At 53.7% G+C, this 19,275-nt stretch carries 14 protein-coding genes; 3 read left to right on the forward strand and 11 right to left on the reverse strand.

The features are described from left to right. Positions 1–613 precede the first annotated feature (613 nt). The 3 genes from AC1KVG_RS20515 to AC1KVG_RS20525 all read right to left on the reverse strand — a co-directional run bounded on the left by AC1KVG_RS20515 (position 614) and on the right by AC1KVG_RS20525 (position 5,410). Positions 614–3,622 carry an NACHT domain-containing protein gene (locus AC1KVG_RS20515; RefSeq protein WP_481095626.1) on the reverse strand — a complete coding sequence of 1,003 codons (3,009 nt, stop codon included), beginning with the start codon at positions 3,620–3,622 and terminating at the stop codon, positions 614–616. A gap of 865 nt (positions 3,623–4,487) precedes the next feature. Next, positions 4,488–4,955, reverse strand: a complete 468-nt coding sequence (locus tag AC1KVG_RS20520; protein WP_481095627.1) for a hypothetical protein — start codon at positions 4,953–4,955, stop codon at positions 4,488–4,490. Continuing rightward, positions 4,952–5,410 carry a hypothetical protein gene (locus AC1KVG_RS20525; protein WP_481095628.1) on the reverse strand — a complete coding sequence of 153 codons (459 nt, stop codon included), beginning with the start codon at positions 5,408–5,410 and terminating at the stop codon, positions 4,952–4,954. Before AC1KVG_RS20525 ends, AC1KVG_RS20520 begins: the two co-directional genes overlap by 4 nt. 85 nt (positions 5,411–5,495) lie before the next feature. Here AC1KVG_RS20525 and AC1KVG_RS20530 point away from each other — a divergent pair, with 85 nt between their 5' ends. Continuing rightward, complete coding sequence (locus AC1KVG_RS20530; protein WP_481095629.1) at positions 5,496–6,533, forward strand: hypothetical protein; 1,038 nt, start codon at positions 5,496–5,498, stop codon at positions 6,531–6,533. Positions 6,534–8,384: 1,851 nt separating this feature from the next. Then, on the forward strand, positions 8,385–9,305 hold the full coding sequence (locus tag AC1KVG_RS20535; protein ID WP_481095630.1) for a LysR family transcriptional regulator: 921 nt from the start codon (positions 8,385–8,387) through the stop codon (positions 9,303–9,305). 176 nt (positions 9,306–9,481) lie between these two features. Here AC1KVG_RS20535 and AC1KVG_RS20540 read toward each other — a convergent pair whose 3' ends face one another. The 8 genes from AC1KVG_RS20540 to AC1KVG_RS20575 all read right to left on the reverse strand — a co-directional run bounded on the left by AC1KVG_RS20540 (position 9,482) and on the right by AC1KVG_RS20575 (position 17,898). Further along, the gene (locus tag AC1KVG_RS20540; protein WP_481095631.1) at positions 9,482–9,943 is read right to left on the reverse strand and encodes a nuclear transport factor 2 family protein; all 462 of its coding nucleotides are present in this window, start codon (positions 9,941–9,943) and stop codon (positions 9,482–9,484) included. Between the two features lie 313 nt (positions 9,944–10,256). Continuing rightward, positions 10,257–10,538: a hypothetical protein gene (locus AC1KVG_RS20545; protein ID WP_481095632.1), complete on the reverse strand. Its 282-nt coding sequence runs from the start codon at positions 10,536–10,538 to the stop codon at positions 10,257–10,259. 33 nt (positions 10,539–10,571) lie between these two features. Beyond that, the gene (locus AC1KVG_RS20550) at positions 10,572–11,669 is read right to left on the reverse strand and encodes an alkene reductase (RefSeq protein ID WP_481095633.1); all 1,098 of its coding nucleotides are present in this window, start codon (positions 11,667–11,669) and stop codon (positions 10,572–10,574) included. Positions 11,670–11,719: 50 nt separating this feature from the next. Next, positions 11,720–12,709 (reverse strand): TIGR03571 family LLM class oxidoreductase, encoded by a 990-nt coding sequence (locus tag AC1KVG_RS20555; protein ID WP_481095634.1) that lies wholly within the window; start codon positions 12,707–12,709, stop codon positions 11,720–11,722. Positions 12,710–13,456: 747 nt separating this feature from the next. Then, positions 13,457–15,043, reverse strand: coding sequence for a thioredoxin family protein (locus tag AC1KVG_RS20560; RefSeq protein WP_481095635.1), 1,587 nt, complete (start codon positions 15,041–15,043; stop codon positions 13,457–13,459). A gap of 246 nt (positions 15,044–15,289) precedes the next feature. Further along, complete coding sequence (locus AC1KVG_RS20565) at positions 15,290–15,706, reverse strand: DUF1330 domain-containing protein (RefSeq protein WP_481095636.1); 417 nt, start codon at positions 15,704–15,706, stop codon at positions 15,290–15,292. Between the two features lie 172 nt (positions 15,707–15,878). Further along, a complete protein-coding gene (locus AC1KVG_RS20570; RefSeq protein WP_481095637.1) occupies positions 15,879–16,778 on the reverse strand; it encodes an aldo/keto reductase in 900 nt (299 codons plus the stop codon). Between the two features lie 160 nt (positions 16,779–16,938). Continuing rightward, the gene (locus tag AC1KVG_RS20575) at positions 16,939–17,898 is read right to left on the reverse strand and encodes an MBL fold metallo-hydrolase (RefSeq protein WP_481095638.1); all 960 of its coding nucleotides are present in this window, start codon (positions 17,896–17,898) and stop codon (positions 16,939–16,941) included. Between the two features lie 280 nt (positions 17,899–18,178). Here AC1KVG_RS20575 and AC1KVG_RS20580 point away from each other — a divergent pair, with 280 nt between their 5' ends. Beyond that, positions 18,179–19,084, forward strand: coding sequence for a LysR substrate-binding domain-containing protein (locus AC1KVG_RS20580; protein WP_481095639.1), 906 nt, complete (start codon positions 18,179–18,181; stop codon positions 19,082–19,084). The last annotated feature ends 191 nt before the right edge of the window (positions 19,085–19,275 follow it).

Here is a 19,275-nt window from a genome sequence, read left to right on the forward strand (position 1 = left end):
GTCCCGCGTCCGGCAAAGTCAGGTTGCGCCGCAGGCGTTCCGTAGCCTATAGGTCTCACACCCCTTGGACTGTCAGGAAGTTCTGAGGCGGGCGTCCCTGTCGCCTTACGAAATTGAAACCAGGCTTAGCCAAGGCCGAGCGACTCATTAGTTCCGCCGGATCTTCGTAAGCCCCACGATTCCAAGACCGGTTGCGCCAAGGCACCACGTCCTCCAAGAATGTGATTCGCGGACTCGGTAGTGTGCCTAGCGATGCCAAGTTGCTCTTCAGCCGCTCTGTGTGCGCCTGCGGCACGAACAGCCAGGGCCTGATGGACCATCGTCGTTGAGCTGTATGTAGCACTAGCTGCTGACGAACAGCGCGTGGGCGGCGCGGAGATAGTCCAATACCACGCCTACGAAGCGATCCATGTTAGTCAATTCCCTTAATCACCCTCAGCATCTCAAAATAATACTGACAAATATTTACGGGAGTTTAAGAATGGTACATATTAAAAGCTAACAGACCAGAACCTCTGGCTCGCCCATAAAAATTAAACATTATGATCGCTGGGATTGGTTGGAATTCCTGCAAGGCACGGCTGGCATATCATGCCTGCCGTGCCGGCAGGTCTCAGCCGCCTCCCCCGTACCGCGCCCAGAACTGAGTCGCTTCTGAGCTCAGCGGAGTGTCAAATAGAGCCGTTAGCGGCTTATTGTAGGCGAGACGCACTTTTGCTGGTCCGGAAGCCGGCATTGCCTCTAGTCGGGCCATTCCTGAGTGCTCCAGCGCATCTACGAACTTCACCCACTCCCCTTGATCTGCATGGCCGATCCAAGAGAGCCGCTGGTCTTCAGCGCTGTAGTCATCTCGATCTAATACAACCGGCATCTCAGATCGACGTGTTAGACGACCGATAAAGTTGCTTGCCTGTTCGCGCGACGCATCGTTCTGCAATACCTTTGACCTACTGACCAAGCCCAGATCTTCGAGAGCAGCACGAATATCAGTCAGATTGTCCGCAAACCGATCTCCGACGTAAAGACTTCGGATATCTGAAGACTCTACGCCTGTCAACGCCCGCGACAGTAGGTCTGGAGACTTTGCATTAAGGAACTCTATCGTTGAATTTGTCACGTTGACTACGGCTGTCAGTCCCGGAGGAATAGAAAGCTCCCCAACATTACTTCGGCTAATGTCTAGAGAACTCCATCCAGACTTCGCTAGCTGGATTTTCTCCAGCTGTAGTCCGATCGCGCGCAATGTAGGTGGGACGCCTTGATTTGCGCCTAGCATCTCTTCCCATAGGGCGCCGAGGTTCGAGGCCAGTACAGTTCCCTCATTTCCCGCCGGCACCATGAACTCAACACTCTGCGCCAGAATTTTCGAAGCAGCAGGCATCTTTTCCACGAGCCACTCAAAGGCGACGGGGTTAATCTTACTCGCGCTGAATAGCCTCAGAATCGACGCCGTGCTCACGACCCCGGTGAGCTTGCGTTGCAGAGCAAGAGATAGGAAACAGTCAAATAGGACTTCATGCGAAAATCCGAACTGGCTATGTCCTGAAGCATCAAAAGCGACGCCAAGTCCACAGAGTGATGATAGTCTTCGAGTCAAACCAGGACGGGCTCGATCAAGCGCATCGGTGCCTACGACAGCCTCCGCGCAAGCTACAAGATCGCTCTGTTCAATCTCACGACTCGTAGTGGACTGCATGATTTCAGCGATGTCCGAAAAAAGCTCACGTAATTCATCTGAGCTGAGAAGCTCGCCAGCGTTCGGATCGCGTAGCTTTAGCGCTTCTCGCTCGAGGTACTGTTCAATAACAATTTCGTAAACCGAAGGAATAGCCTGCGCCGAGTCACTCTGGAGCTCAAGCCAAGCTGCGAAGGCCTTGGCAAAGAATGGCACACTCAGAACGGGCCACTCGCGTTCCTTCACCGATCTCAACACGCTTTCATCAGCGCCCATTGCAGTCAAGTACTTCTTGGAATCAGCCTTGGTCCATGCTTGCAATTCCAGCAATGTGTGGTCAACATTGAGATGCGTGGCGAGCGCTAGGGATTTTCGATATTGTGTTAGATAGTATGATGAGCGAGCGGAAGCGACAAGAACGCCTCGGCCTCTGAGTTCGTTGAACCAAGGCTCGAGAGAGCCCAATGCGTTTTCGTATCCGCTGCTACCTAGAAGCTCGTCGAAGCCATCCACAAGAAGTACGAGCAGTCCATTTCTGCAAAGCGCCTTAGCACTGTGACTAGAGAGCACTTTCGTAATGGTTAGCGCACTGTTTACCGCATCTTCCAGGCTAGATAGCGTTCGCCCTGATGAGGATATGAATAAATATAGAGGAAGTGGAGAGCTAGGTTTCTTTTCAATGGCACGCGCTCTTTCAATGGCAGCATTGACCATCAGCTCCGTTTTTCCAAGGCCAGCCTGCCCGATCAAGAAGAACGCGGAGGTCGATGGCTTCACGTTTTGGCAGGAATCGTCAATGCGCGCAACAAGATCAAATTCCTTCTCGTTGTCAGATACTCCAAAATCTTTCCTTTCTCTGATCAGCGTTGGCCCTCTAACGCCCGTGCTTTTCGGGAAACCGAGTCGAGATATTTCTTCCTGCTCTCGTTCATTGGCATAGGTTTCCAGCCCAATCGCCAGCCTTCGCGCGAGAAAATCCCAGTTCGATATGTGCTTCAAAAATGCGATATAGCTTACCCACTCACCCCCTTTTACTCTCCATTCCCTTTGATCGGCTATTCCAATTCGAAATGCATCGAGCCTTGGCACGTTGCTCTCACTCGTCGATCTTGTCCAGGGTACAAACAGGATTCCCGCATGTTCGCCGTCTCCAAAGAAATAACTCGGCCTTGAGTAGTCCTCGGTATAAGCACCCACATCGGCGAGGACATCTTTAACAAGTCGGCCCAAACCACCCTGTTGAGCGAAGCCATCTCCGATAAATGTCTTTCTAAAACGAGTGACGATGGGGTCTGAGCTTTCTGAGAAAATATCGCCGTCAGGGGCAATGTAGTGGATGCCGTCGCCTGACAGGTGTGAATAGACCTGAATTGCGTTAAACGCTTCAGACCACATCCACAAAGGAGATACCTCGAAGAGGGATTTCTCCTTGCGCTTTTGAATAATTAACCTATCTTCTCGGGCCGTCACATATGTATCAAGGAGATTTCTCTTCAAGATTACATCGAGCTGATCTAGTAGCCTGCTCAGCTCAGCGCTAATTAATTCAATAACTTCCGAGTCATTAGGAAGTGGCTGCCCGTGCGAAAGCCTATCCCTCAAGGACTTTAGGGAGCTATATCTCGGAACTTTGAACTTTTCGAAAGCAACAGTGATCTCATTGCCCCAGTTGCCGACCATGGATGATATCCATGTGGAAGCTTCCGCTGCATAACTTTCTCCCTTTCGCAATGGTGCGAGCATTGTTCCAAAGCCCGGAACCGGAGACATACGAATTGGCATGCCTTCGGGGCGCTTTCCGAGACAGACAGCAAGCGTATACACAAGTCGAGTATGGAAATCAATTAAGGCCAGTGACTCCCTAATATCTAGTCTACTAGACGAATTCTTCGGCCTGAATTGTGACAGCACTGGTGTCAATGCATCGATAGTGGCAAGCTCTTCCATTGAATCGTACCGTCCTTACTTTTGGCAATTGAGGCGGTTCCCGCGAATTACTGCTGCCCCTCACGTTTCGGCGTTTGGTCGCCATCGAAGGAACATGCTGGATCCATAGAATGCCTAGCATATTAAGAATTACAGCGTAGTAAAAGGGGGTATCCCTATCGAATCTGTTAGGGATACAGCTTTTTAGAGCAACGTTGGGTGATACTGTCCTGAGGAAAAATGCCCAACTCGTTGTTCGCAAGCTCCAGGCATTATCATGCGTCTAATGGGAATCGAGAGAAGAAGTGTTAGGTTCGACTGCACCCGGGCACCGCAGCATCCAGACGCTCAAGGTGACGGCGGAGCTCGGCTCTGTCCATGGGCTCGAGTATCGGCGGCGCTGTCGCACTGCTTGAGACGCGCCCTCTCCCTGATACGGCAGAAGCCCCACGATCGTGCGCTGACAGCGCATGGCACTGACTAGATGCCTCGCACCTATCGGCGTCTGGCTCTAATCGGAGGTAGCACGAAGGGCGGCTATGCCGCCAGACCGTATGAACGCAACCTCAAACAGACATCCTTGCGGGTTGCCGGCACGACGCTGCTCAAGCGTCTCGCGGGGTGAGCGACCATCGGTCCCGCGTCCGGCAGAATCAGATTGCGCCTCTGGCATTCCTGAAACCATAGGCCTCAAGCCCTGCGGGATGTCAGGAAGTTCTTAGCCAGCCGTCGTCGAATGACGCCAATTTCCCCCAGGCATCTCCGACGCGACCAAGTCACGGCCGCACAGAATTGACGGGACATCCAACCGGGCTGCTGCCCCGCCGTCAGAGCCACTTGACCTAGATGTTTAGCGCAACCATTGCGGGGCGTGGCTGGGCCGACTTCAGGCCAAACGTTTCGCCACCAAGTCCATCCACCCAGACTGGGATACGGAAGCTTGCGCGCTCAACGGGCCACGGCCCGCGATGACCTGGAGCGCGTCTACGCCAGCCTGATCCTGGGGAAAGAACGGCCCGTCCACGCCCCTGACGAAGTGATCGCCTTGAATAGCCCCGCATGCCTCACAGTGATTGGCCCAATAGGTCGCGTTCGCGGTCTCCGAGCTCCCCGGCTTGAGCCATGGTGCGACTTTTTGGATGTGCTCCGCAGTGCCTGGGTCCAGCGCCTCGATGTAGCCCAGTATGGCCGTGCCACCTATCTCGGGCTCGTCGTCTGGCTCTTCCACACCTTCGTTGTCGATGAAGGACGGCACCCACACCGTGGTGACAGGAATGGCCTTCGCACACTTCCAGCACTCAGTGGTCGCTTGCAGGAGGGCGTAACTTGGAGCGCTAAAGGTCAGCGGGGTCATGGGGTCGTATCGGTGTATGCACCGCGATTCCAGGAACGATAGCGCCAAGGTACTACGTCCTCCAAAAACGTGATGCGGGGGCCAGGAAGGTTGCCAAATCCTGCGATGCTGGCGCGCAGCCGCTCGGCCTGAGCCTCGGGGACAAAAAGCCAAGGCCTCACCGTCCAGTCCAGCGGCACACCGCTGTCACGCTCAAGGGCATCCCTGATGCCGGCCCAGTGCTCGTTCCATCCCTTCAGGCGAGCAATCAAGGAAGGGGCCCGGGCTGCGTAGCTGATTTCGCACAGGTAGGCCGCCTGCTCCTTGAAGCTCACGGCCACCGCATCGCAATACCAATGCGGGCCGCTGGTGTCCGGGTTGGCGCCCTCGTTGAGCTGGATGCAGCACTGGCTGTTGACGAACAGCGCCCGGTCGGCTCGGAGGTAGTCGAGCACCACGCCTTCGAAATGATCCATGTTTGCAATGCTCCTCTTTAGACTAGGATAAGGTTTCAGACAAGTTATCTTAGCCAAGACCAAACTGAAAAATGGCACGCTGATCGTGATCGAAAAATCAATCACCCCACCTCCGAGCGGAGTTGCGGCGGAGTTCGGATATTACCCTATGGCCTGTGACATAAAGACCAGGCGGTTTATTTTAAAAACACTTCCTGACCACAAAGAAATTGTGGCTGATGTTCGAGGCGACCCGAACGTGGTCAAAGGGTGGATTTATCCTGGAGCGCAACAAGCCCTAAAGGGGGGCGATCGTGAAATGCCTTACAGCGCGCGAATCTTCGGGCTTCCCAAAACTCACGCATTAACGCTTCGCAAAAGCGGAAGCCGAGAGGAACTCGTGTTTGTAGTGTGGTGCCTATCGTTCTTAACCGGCATGCGCCTGACCACAACAGACAGGGGCTTTCTCGACGCGACACCAATAATTCCTGGAAAGCTTATCGATTTTTCCTTGAGCCGCTGCACTTTGACAGACGCTCTCAATTTGGCTTTAGATTACCTAGAATCAGAGCGCAGCAACCCACGCGCTCTTAGGCGTGTAGAGGCAGTCATCCATACCCTTTTCTTGGCTCAGCATCCACAAAGCTTAGATTTCGAAAAATTCCAATATCTCTACATGGCATTAGATGCATGTTTCAAGCTAGTAATCTCCAAAGAACCTAACATTTCAAAACCAACTGGACTAGAGAAGTCTCATGCTGGCCGTATTCAGTGGATGTGCCACAAGTTTGGATTGTCCGTTCCAGGGTGGGCAACTCTCGATGCACAAAGCAAGACCGAGTTGTCAATAGTCAGAAATGACCTCTCACATGAGGCCCTGTTCTTTGACCAGCCGATAGGATTCGCCATTTACAGCGGCGGCCACATAAAAGGAAAAAACATAAATGTGCCACTCCAAATGCAGGCATTGATTTGCCGACTTTTAGTCGCGATCCTTGGGAGACCTGGCGTCGGCTACGTAAAAACCCCTATTGATACAAGGCAACGTTTTGCTTTGGAACTGCGCCCTGCCCGCCTTAAAAATAGGTGGACAGTTAGGAATAATTTCGAAGCACGCTTACGTATTAGCGCCAGTCAGGGATAAGCTACGCTATGGGCCTTATGCACGCCTTGCCCTGCAAGCTCCATCCCACATAAGATACATCACCCTCTCGACCTTGGACGAATCGATGCATGAGTGCCGCCTCTGCCTCCAGAAAGTCTCTTCACTTGTGAAGTCGCACATCTACCCCCGAGCTCTGAATCAGCCTTTCGGAACATCTGGAGAGCCACTTGCAGTGGTCACACGAGAAGGTGTCAAGAAAAGCCACATGGGTATATATGAGAGCTTTCTGTGCCAGTCCTGCGAGGCATTGTTCAGCGAGCCAGAAAGGCATTTCGTCAATTTTGTCAGGCAAATAGAATCCGGCCGACCCATCCACCACTTGGATGGGAAATTACTGGCCCGACAATACACCCAGCAACAGGCGAACCCCCGATTACTTCGCCTCTATGCAAACTCCTTACTGCTACGAGCGCATCTTACAACGCATGAGTTCTTTCGTAATGTAAAGTTAGGAGCTCACCACGAACGACTTAAATCACTTGTATTACGCAATGAACCTGGTAGCGATGAAGACTTCTCACTTCTTCTTTTACGGCCCACAGGCCCCCTGGGCGGCCCCGCACGTGCGCCTCAAAAAATCAGACTAGGGCATGCAAACGGAGTGATCCTTGCGCCTCCGGGCATCCAGCTTCACATCAAGGTAGATCAGCGCCCCCTCGCCAATGGGCTACGATATGGGACGGTGACGGAAGGCCAAGAAATTATTGTCATTCATCGCGAGACAAGCCGCGACGACCTCGCGCACACCATTGCCTTGACTGATCCTCATAGACACGGCATCTCGAGAATACTCAAGCGCACCCCATAGAGTCCGCTTGGATAGAGGTAGTCCAATACCGCGCCTTCAAAGTGGTCCATGCTTTAGTTTCTTTGCGGACATAGGCTCAATCCTACGTCTCATCTTGGTAGGGGACATGGGTGACGCGCTCCGAGACGGGGCCACCCTGCCTGCATCTTGATAACAGCTCGCAGCGAGTAAATCAAATAGAAATAAGCTAACTAATATCGTCCAATATTAGCTAACGTTTAACTTTCGTTCATTTTATGAATAGATCTATTTTTAGCTTTTAGCTAACCAATTATTTTTAAATACTACGGAGATGCCTCCCCGGCTAGGGAGGATCTCTATCGTATAAAGCGCTCGCGGGTGAGCTGGGCTGTCCAATACGACGAACGTGGCGACGCTCGATGCTCCGGCGATTTCATCCTCATCATCACACTTGACCGTACACTCCCGCGGAAGTTCGAGACTGTGCCTATCCGTCTTCCACTAAATGCGTCCCACGCGATAGATCCCCATTCGCTTCCGCCCCCCTAGGTCCAGGCTGCTTACGTAGACAACCGGCCACAGCGGCAGAGGCCGGCGCCAAGGCAGTGCCGGCTAGTTGTAACAGCTCTACTTTCTCGCCTTCTTGCTCCGAGAACTGCCCCGCCTTCAATCACTTGCCGGTTTTATGCTTGTGAGGTTTCAAACCAGGCGTATTTCCGGGGGTGTCCTTGTTGTCCCGTCGGCGCTTATCCGGCTCCCCAGTGGATGGAGCAATCGGCTTCGGACCAGGTTTAATCGCCATGGCTTGACTCCTTCAGTAAGAGGGAAGAGCCAAACAAAGCTGCTACGTCGCGCCACTACTGTCAACACAAACTAACATCCAGAGACAATTGTTTATGCTGCATTCATCTTTACGTTAGGTTATATCACGCTTATCGCCACCCCGAATTTTTAAACAGTATGGAGCATGGACCAGTCTATTTCAGAAGGAGACTGGCCTGTTGAACATTCTTTAGAGGAAAATCAGGCTGTCCATACCCGTGTAATCCATGGAGTTCATGATGTCTGACGGCGATCGCTTCTCGGGAATCGACGCATTCGTATCGTCGGCAACCCACGGAAGCTTCACGGCAGCGGCAGCCGAGCTTCTGATGACGCCTTCTGGCGTTGCAAAAGCGGTGACCCGCTTGGAGGCCCGCATTGAGCTCAAACTATTCCATCGCACCACCCGTCGGCTGACGTTGACCCCCGAGGGCGAGGCATACCTGCTCACATGCAGGTCAATCATAGAGCAGCTAGAAGGGGCCGAAGCAGGACTTTCACCAAAGGATACGGCACCACAAGGCCGAGTAAGAGTCGAGTTACCTGCCGCTTTCGGCCGCCGACATGTGCTGCCCGAACTCCTCAGAATGACCTGTGAATTCCCGCGCCTGGATCTCACTGTGTCCTTCTCCGAGCGCAGAATTGACATTGTCGAGGAGCAGTTCGATCTGGCGGTTCGCATAGGTGAACTAACCAGCGATTACAACCTGGTGGCTCGCCAGCTCGGCACGCAGCGGCTTGTGTTGTGCGCGGCGCCCGGCTACATGGCAAAGCACCGCAGAATTGACTCAGTAGACGACCTACTCGGCCACGACTACATCACTGGGCCAAGGCGTGGCTCTAAGGTGTCGTGGTTGCTTCGGGACGCCGATGGCAGGCCTATGCGGCTGGAGGTCGAACCGCGCCATGAGTTCAGTGATGGCGAGGCAATGCTGCAGGCTGGCCTAGCAGGATGTGGGGTAATGCAGATGCCTACTTGGCTGGTAGGTGAAGCGATCGTGGCTGGGCGCCTGCTGCCCGTATTGGAGCATCATTCGGGTGCAGAAATGCCGATCCAAGCCATTTGGCCGAAATCGCACTACTTACAGCCTAAGGTGCGGGCAATCGTCGACCGTTTGATCGCGCTTGCACGGCGCCCCGGCTCGGGCTTCGTTCCTTAGCACGGCATATCCGTAATTCACGGCAGAGAGCACAGGCTCGCCGGATCGGCTCTGGTCCGGCAACGCTAGTTGAAGCTAGTGCGGCCCTCTGTCGCTTGGCATCGGGCCCTCGTGAAGCAGGGAATAGTCGAGAACGATTAGACGCAGGTTACTGGCCATCTCTCAGGCCTATGTCTTCACGGGAGGGCACCATCGGCGCTGGCGCGATCAGGCCAAACGACTTCCAGCCTGGTTTTTGTAATACGCCATTGGCCATCAATGCGCCTGTATTGGTCGCTATACAGTCCCAGCAGGAGCAGCGGATTGGGATCAGGCTTTTTCGCAGTCTCGAAATCGATCAAGTAGCAGGTTCCTTCAGCTGTATCGTGTCCGGTCAAATTGACCCAGTGATTGGCGATCACATGCATAAAGGGGTAACTTCCTTGATGGTCGCGATCAAACAGCACGAACGCCTCTTCAAGTCCTTTGCGGATGGCATCTATGCCTTCCATCTTTCCGACGGTGACTTCTACGGTTGCATCGGCGGAGAAGACTTCGTCGAGGGCGGCAATGTTGTTGCTATCGAGGTGATGCGCATAGAGCATCCTCAAGGTGCGGATGGCTTCGCGGTCTATTAGTGTATTGATTTCCGGATTCATGGCCATTGCCTTTGGTGTGGTGCGGCGCCGGTGGCGCCACTGCGTGGGGGATAGTGTGAGGCGCATCGTCTATTCAAGTGGTGATGCCTGGCGGCGAGTGAGCCGCTCTCAGTAGCTTACGAATATGCAGCGGAAATACCAGTTGCATGCCTTCGGGTTCGAATGAGAACGCAGGCATGTCAAATGCGGGCATGTTCTCGGTGCCAAACCATCCGGGCCGATTGTCCGTCCATGAGATCCACCGCTGAGTGTCGCCCTCTCGCTCCGCTGGCCAACTGGTAATGATCGCCATAGACGGGTCTGCCGTTCTCGTTCAATAGCCCACCGCATCCGGTGCCAACAGCGCGGCAAAAGCGAGCGGGCCAAGGCCTTGTCCATGCTGGCAGCTGCGAAGAGGTTCGCCCGCGTCAATCCATGTCTCGCCACCTTGCCAGTCTCCGCTTCGCCACGCCTGCATGAAACGTTCAATGATGTGTTGAGCTGACGCGTGTGGCATGTCGTTCATCTCATTTTCTCTGCATTTTTCGACGTCAAAATCGGGGCCGTCCCAATGCGTCGGCGAGTTGCTCAGAGGCATAATGCTGGTGGATGACATGCATGGTGCTTTCACCAGAAGTCGGTGCCTCGGCTAGGCCGCATATCTCGGATAGTCGGTGTAGCCCTTTGCACCAAAGAGCCCATAGAACGTCGCGCGGTCGGCCTCCTGGATTGGCCAGCCATTCTTCATCCGTTCCACAAGATCTGGGTTGGCGATGAAGGGCCTGCCGAAGCCTACAAGGTCCAGGCCGCGGCGATTGAGCGCGTCTTCTGCGCTCTCGGCGTTGAAGCCGCCTGCAGCAATCAAGGTGCCCCGATAGGTTTCGCGGAAGGCTGTAAAAAACCCAGCGGGAATCGACTCGGCACCCAGGCTGAACTGATCGCTCAGATGCACGTAGGCAAGCGCGCGTGCATTCAGCGCCTCGGCAGCTGCAAGCCATGTCTCGCGCTCGTCTTCGAAAGGCCTCATGTCCGAGAATCGCCCATAAGGTGACAGTCGAACCCCCAGCTTCTGGCTGCCGATTTCTGTGGAGACCCGGTCGACAGTCTCCATCAACAAGCGCAGGCGGTTCTCGATTGAGCCGCCGAAGGCGTCGTCTCTCGTATTAAGTTCGCCGTTGATGAACTGCTCGAAGAGATAGCCGTTGGCGCCATGCAGTTCCACACCATCAAAACCGGCGTCCATAGCGCGCTTTGCGGCGGCGACGAAGTCATTGATGACCCTCAGCACCTCGTGCGATTCCAGCGCCCGCGGCATGCTGGCAGGCACTGGCCCGGCAACGCCGGTCTCCTGCCAGGCGAAGGCATTGGCATTTTGTGCCTGGCGGGCCACTGCCGACACGGGCGCCGCACCGTTTTCCTGTAGCGATACATGGGAAAGTCGTCCAACATGCCAAAGCTGGGCAAAGATCCGGCCGCCGTCGGCATGCACCGCGTCGGTGACGCGACGCCAGGCATCGGTCTGCTCTTCGGTAAACAGCCCCGGATTAAACACGAATCCCGTGCCTTCCTGGGAAATCGGTACGCCTTCGCTGATGATCAGGCCCGCCGACGCACGTTGGCGGTAATACAGCATGGTCTGCTCGTCGGGCACGCCGTTCTTCGCCCGGGCTCTAGTCATCGGCGCCATTACGGTGCGATTGGGCAGCTGCAGTCCTGCCAGGTCGTATGGGCTGAAAAGTGTGTTCATTAGGTCTCAGTCTTTGGCGAAGGGAACAGGTTGATCGGGCAGCGCAGTGGTTACGCACTTAGCGCCGGTATCACGTAATCGGCCAGTTCCTGCATGACATCGACATAGGGTCGCTGGCTGATCTTTGGATTGAGGGCAATGTGGGCGATACCAGCTTCCTTGGCGGTGCACAGAAAACTGATGAGCGATTCCCGTCCAGAACGGAATCCGCCCTGGACGCGCTCGAAGGGGTGTCGGGGCTTGGCGGACAGGTCGAGGAAACCCGCGATGCCCAGGGGCTTGCGCGCTTGGTAACCAAGCGTCTCGGTTACGATTCGATTCCAGCCTTCCACGAAGTCGAAGAGAGCGGCTTCTGGCGGTGTAGGAACCACCAGGGCATCCATGTGCTCGGCAATCCATTGCTCGGTCTGCTGTGCGCGACCGATAGCGATCTTGGGCAAGCTGGAACGCCACGGCTTGGGAATCAGGTCGAGCGTCCCCGAAGACCGCCCAAAATGGGCCGAGTCAAACACGGGGAAGTCTTCATCGCTCACGACGCGATAAACCTCGAATGCTTCCCTGAAGCGCTCGCTTCGTTCTTCATAGGGAATGCCGAAGAGCGGGTAGTCCGAAGGGCGGTCGCCAGAGGAAAGGCCCAGGAGCAGCCGTCCACCCGAGAGCTGATCGATGGAGGTGGCCTGCTTGGCGAAAATTTTCGGCTCGCGAATAGGCAACACTATGCCTGCAGTCCCTAGTCCAATCGAGCGGGTAACGGCAGCAAGATGCGCCATGTAGACCATGGGCTCAAATACCTGGGCCACATCGCCATAGCGCGGACCGTAGAACGGGACGTCCCGCAACCACAGCGTGGCGAAACCCAGCGCATCGGCGCACTGGGCCATCTCTAGATGATCACTCATTGTCGGCGCAGGCCGGCCTGGATGTGACTCCAGCGGCATGATCAGGCCAACGGACATCCCTTTGCTTGGGAAGACGCGCTGGATAATTTGCGTTGAACTATCGTGCGGCTTGCTGGGGGCCGCTTGAAGTTTGGCTTGCATCGCTGAAGACTCAGAAGAGATGCGCGCCATTGTATTGAGGATGATCGATACGATAATCGAACCTACATTCCCAACATTTGATCCCAACAGTCACAAACGAATGTGCTCGCTGATCTTGACCGGTATCGAGCCCTATCTGTGAGCCCACTCCTGCGGCTTTACGGCCGCGGTCACATAGGGTCCGATCGCAGGAAGGCAACGTCAAGTCACAAGCCGTCATGGCTCACAGACGATCTCGCCTGTTATGTCGCGTGTTCCGCAAAAGCGCTGCCTTCCCGCTACAATTTCTTGCCTATCTTCCCCAATCCGGCAAGCAACGTAGGTACTTTGGCCGATTAATTCTCACAAGCAAGCTACTTGCTCCTCGAAGCTCGGAGCCACCGCATCGCACGCAATACCCACCCATCACGACAAGCGCCGTTCAAGAAGGCATTTTCTGCCTTCTTGAACGGCGGATGGGTCGAATTTCATTGCACCATGCTGCGCTATACCACCAGCTAGGGTGCCATCCTAAGGACGCTCTACAGCTTCAGCGCATAGACAAATGAAGTTTGATGCCGCTAGCGGCACCTCGCCGGACGTTTCAGACAATACTGCGCTGGGCGTAACTAGAGTTCACGCCCTTAGTCTGCTTTTCAGAGGGCAAGGCCGCCACGCGCCCCCCGTGTATGTCACTTATGGCTTCTCAGCAGCAACAACACCGCATCCGCTTTTATCACAATTGCCGCTAGGCAGGCGCCTACCGTGTTAGCTCAGCCAGCTGCTGCACTCGCTGGTTTGCTTGCTGTCGCAACTGGCTTTCATCTTCTGGCGCAGCCGCCCAAGCATCGCGCTTCCTTCCTGATGATGCTGCTTGCTCCAGGTCTTGAGAGAGGAAGCGAGATGGTCGAAGTGTTGACGGCTGCGCTGGCGGTAACCATCTGGTTCTCCAGCCAGTTCGCCAATTACCTGAGTTGCCGCCGCTTCGATTCCAGCGGAGTCATCTGGTGTCAACCGAATCAGTCCGACCACATACATCGTCCCCCACTGGATGCGGGTGGCGCTGCCATCCGCACTTTCGTAGGCCTTTTTGAGCCAAGATACCGCCGTCTTCCGATCGCCGCGCTCTTCAGCGAGTTGAGACAGTTCCGGCATGTAGTAGTAAGGTGCTTTGCTACGTCCCAGCTCGGCGAGCAGCAATTGCTCGGCGCCGCTGCTGTCGCCGATTTCGCTCAGTAATGTCGCCGCATCACTGATGATCGATTGCCTCTCCTCTAGGGTTTTGGCCGTATCGACTGCCAACTGGACGCGTTGATGGACAGTGTTAATGACTGCTTCCGGCAGCGGATGCGGAGGCCCTTTTTCCTCGGAGTGAATCGGCTGTCCCTGTGCCACGCGCGTCAGCTGGATTTTCAAGTAGGCGGTGCCCAGCCGGTCGACCATTGGCAGGCTTGTGTCGGGATAGACCTTATCTAGGGCCTGATCTAACTTGGTGGCCAAGGCTGCGCGCGTGCCGGCATCGGGGCTGGCAGCATTGACCAGCGGTGCGGCGAGGTAGGTCAGCATGCTGAGGTTTGAGCGCAATTCGGCCGGATCGGCCAAGATCGCTTCGAGTAGCGGGCGATAGGCAGGGTCGGGAGTGGGATACTTCCTGGCTGCAGCGACCGCCGCAAGCGCGAAACGATGCTTCAATGCTGCCTGCGGTGCGGCCTTGGACAAGCGAGTCAGAACGTCCTGAGCGTTATCGGGATTGACCATTCGATCATCACCCACCCAGTCATAGTTGCTGAGGACGGCCCAGTCGTCCGCGCTAAGGTCTTTCGGCTCGTGCAGTGCCTTGTTCAGCAGCTGCTTGGCGCTGGCGGTACTGTTGGCCGCCACACGCAACGTGTCAGCTAGGCTTTCGTTAGCGGCGTAACCCGCTAAGCGAGTGATTTCGCTGCGGTCCGGGCGCAGCACGATGATGGTGGGATAGCCTTTGATACCGAACCGGTCGCCCCAGGCCTGTGCACCTTCGGAGTCGCCGTCCAGATGAACCGCCACGAATTGCCGAGTGCGCGCAATGAAGGCCAGATCTTTGAACAAAGTGGCCTTCAACTGGTTACACGGCGGGCACCAGGCCGCGCCCCAGTAGAGCAAGATCGGCTTGCCGTTTTCCTTAGCCTCGGCAAACGCGTCTTCGACGTCACCTTCGTGCCAAGCAATTTCCGCTTCTGCCGCAGACGCGACGGCGGGTTGTTTGGCCCGTGCAGTGGGCGGTGAAGGCGGCGCTGGCTTATCGCAGGCGGTCAGGGTCGTCAGAAACGCCAGTAGTGCGAGTGAAGACGGGGAAGCGAGTCGGCAAGAAAGCTTCATGGTCAATTACCAATGGGAGAGGCAGAACAATGTATCGATCGCGCCAGGGAGCAGGCCTGCCCGCACGGAGTGGCGTTCATCACTTTTATAGATCCACTTACACCTCGGCAACAGCGTTTCGATGTGGATTGTAGTTATGCCCCTACGACCGGAAAGCACTCGAGAGCACCGCGCAGGCCAGAGTGGACCACATCCATGCTTTCCATCCGTCCCGCGGAGACTTCATCAACTGCGTCGCGCATTCGTTTATTCGGAACGCTGAGGTGTAGTTTCAAGTATGAGGACGCGGGACGTCGCCGCACCAAGACGTATTGGCTTCAGCTTCTGATAAGCAGAAGACTCATACCAAGCCCGTGCTTTCTCCACGCTATCAAACTCAATAATAACAAAACGTCCCTTTGGCGAGTCCCCTTCCAAAGATGCGACGGGCCCACCGCGCACCAGAAATCGGCCTCCATATGGGCGGAATGTTGCTTCCACCTGATCCCTATATGGTTTTAACGCCTCAGAGTTAGTTACGTTGGTTTCGGCAACAAATAGCGCGTGAGGCGATGTTGGATCCCTACTTTCGGCTAAGGCCTCGGCGCAAAGCGCGGGCCCACTGAACGCAATTACACCCAAACCAACCTTAGAGACAATAGATTGAAAATCCAGTGTTTTCACACCAAAGACCTCCTTCACATTAGATTGAAAAATGGGAAGCGGAAATTATCAGACTAATTTTCACCAAAGATTCAGACTATCCCAACAATAGAGTCATCGCCTCAAGCTCCAATAAGTCAGTCAATAAATTCCCACAATCCGTCGAGAATGCAAATAAACGCTTTTTATACAACTAGCTTACTTTTGTCTGATCGCCAATCGACCACGCGACCCCGTCGCCTCGATCTTCGCTCCTTAACAAATCCATATCTTCTTCAGATAGGACGAATGAGAAGATCCGCGCATTCTCCTCCATCCTCAAAGGATTTGTGCTTTTAGGCAAAACGGGATATCCACTTTGGACCGCCCAGCGCAGTAGCACCTGGGCATCAGTGACTCCGTATTTATTGGCTAGCATCTTGAATATTGAATCGACTCGCTGACCATCAGACTTCATAGCCTCTGTCTTACCACTATCTTGGCCAGGCACTTCTCGCCACGTCGCAAGCGGCACTAGGCTGCTATAAGCGATCGGAAGAATATTATTTTCCTTCAGAAATTTTACCAGCTCAAATTTCTGCGACCAAGGATGAAGCTCGATCTGATTTGCGTGAGGGAACAGTAGACCCGCCTCCTTAATTCCCTCTAAATGACTAACACCAAAGTTACTGACCCCAATAGCCAGAGCTCGCCTTTTCTCATAAAGTGAAATCATTCCCTCCCACTGCTCCAGTCGATAGACAGGGTCAAAAGGGGCATGGATGAGGTAAAGGTCGACATAGTCAAGCCCAAGTCTAGCTAGACTTTCCTCTAAAGAAGTGACGGTCGTGTCGGTGGTTTTTGGCGTCTCGCCCCAAGCAGCATTACCAGGCCAAAGCTTCGTAGTTATAAATAGCTCTTCGCGCTTGATCCCCTCGCTGATCATGGCACGCCTGATGCCAGCTCCAACTCCGCCCTCGTTACCATAGATCTCCGCAGTATCAATGTGGCGGTAGCCGAGACAGATTGCACGATACACTGCCTCTTCAGCCAGATCGTCAGCGATTAGATAAGTCCCGAAGCCGAGATAAGGGATCTCAGTTCCGTTTACCAAGCTTTGCCTATGCGCTCGCATTGCGTTCACCTATTAAAATTACTTTATAGACCAATAGTGATATTGAGTTAAAAATTTACAACTAATGGCGCCACCGAACTTGAAGACACAAATTACTAGCCGCAATGAAACAGAGCCAAGTTTATTCTAAATTATTTAACTACTTTACTTGACTACTATAAACAACAGGAATCCACTCCCAGCCAGTTCCGTTCGCCCTTAGATGGCCCATACCTGGGAAGCTAATGTGCGCTGCTCCAACTAATTCACCTTCCCTGGCAAGACGAGAAAATACCGTCTGGCGTGTGGCAGCCGCAGCTTTAACATCAGAGTCAAAGCCGACAGTGATACTAGGGTGATCTAGCTGCACGGCGGCCACGTGAATTAGGTCCCCAATAATAACTAAACGCTCACCTTCGCTTTCAATAATATAACTCGTATGTCCCGGCGTATGCCCCAAGGTCGCCCACGCGCTGACGCCTGGGACCACCTCTCCCTGCTCTTTGATCGGTGCAAAGCGACCTGCACTGATATAGGGATTGAAAGAAGCAGATGCCACTTCACTGAATCCTTTCTCCTGAGGGTCGGCCTGACGTTTATCAGATGACAACCAGTAGTCAACATCATGTTGGTCAACATGAATTGTCGCATTAACAAATGCACGTTTACCTTTTTCGGTCAAACCTCCAATATGATCAGGGTGCATATGCGTGATGAAGACGTCATCAATTTTATCTAATTCGTAACCGGAATCACGAATGCGTTGCGCCAAGTGCCCTAACGTAGGGCCATAGATATTTAAATCACCGGCGCCGGCATCAATCAAAATCAACCTGCTGCCAGTATTGACCAACCAAGTATTAACGGACATCTCGACTGGTAATTTCTGAAAGTTACGGGACAGTCCGGCTTCGACTTCAGAAGCAGGCGCATGCAACAACTTATCCACCGGAAAAGCAACAGTCCCATCGCTGAGAGCTGTGACTTCAAAAGCACCAAGCATCATGCGATAGTAGCCCAGCCCTTGGGTCTTGGCCATCGGAGCTGCCGCGCCCGCATTCAAACTTACACTCAAGAGCAGGCCTACAATTGCAAAAATTAACAAATTCAGTCTTTTCATCTTCTTCTATACCTTATGAGACGCAGGATCAGACAGTCCCTCACCTGTCATTGCCTAAAATTTAATTCCATAAAATCCGCGGAGGCATCCGAGCAACACGCCAGCTGCTACCCACGGCAACTACAGTGTGAAAATCCCGCGAAAATGCATACCTGAGAGTGGCGACTAATTGATAATTTGATTAATCGGCCGCCTACTTTATTGGTCCAAACAATTTAATAGCTCCAAAAACGAAAATAAAGATGCAAAAAAATAACTTACAATTCCCTGCGGAAGAACAATGGACCTAGATGACCTGAGGATTTTTTGCCGCGTTGCCCAGCTTTCCAGCTTCACCAGAGCCGCTGAACAGCTCAATATGGCGAAGGGCCGCGTCTCTACCATCGTTCAATCACTGGAAGCTGAAGTTGGACGGCGCCTGCTCCAACGCACCACTCGAAGTGTCAAATTGACACGCGATGGAGAAGAATTTTTAGTTCGTTGCAAGGAGCTACTATTTGATTCGGAGCGGTTGCAAGGGATGTTCCGCCCGCTCTCGAATGGTTTACGAGGGAGCGTGCGTATCGATATGCCTGGCCTATTCGCTCAAGAGTTGATATTACCAAAATTAAAAGATTTACTTTCAACGCATCCACAGCTCGACATTGGAATAAGCATTAACGATCGCTGGGTAGACATCATACAAGAGGGCGTTGATTGCGTTGTTAGAATTGGACAGTTGCCCGATTCAAATTTGGTTGTCCGCACTATAGGGGCGATGACGATGTGCAACCTAGCGAGCCCTGCCTATTTAAGACGACACGCCATACCACTTTCGCTTGAAGACTTGGAGAACCATCGCATCATTCATTACACAGGGACCTCCCATAAAGAGCATGCAGTATTCCGCTATTTCCAGGACGGAACCACCAAGGCTCACCCAATGCCAAGCGCATTTTCTGTTAACAGTGGAAACTTCATGCATGCAGCGTGTTTATCTGGCATGGGAATAATGCAGTTATCTAAACCAACATGTCAACGCATGATCGACGACGGATCTTTAATTGAAATACTACCTGATTTTATCCCGCCGCCATTACAAGTCTCGCTACTTATACCCCATAGAATGCATACAGCGCCCCGTGTAAAAGAGGTTCTTAACTGGTTAACCCAGACAATACGGCCACACATGTCATTTCAAAATTAATCTAGCCCACGAGGAAACTTAACACCAGTCCGAAACATTTATTCGACACATTTCTGGGACGGCTAGATATCCGTTGAACGGATGGTAAAAATTTGGGCATCGAGAAGGTCGCTTAATAGGCCGCAGGCTACTACGTCATCGGTGACCTGCCCCCATCGTCCGTACCAGTGATTACTGATAAAGCCCAGGGT

This window comes from Xanthomonas sp. NCPPB 3959 (assembly GCF_056675575.1).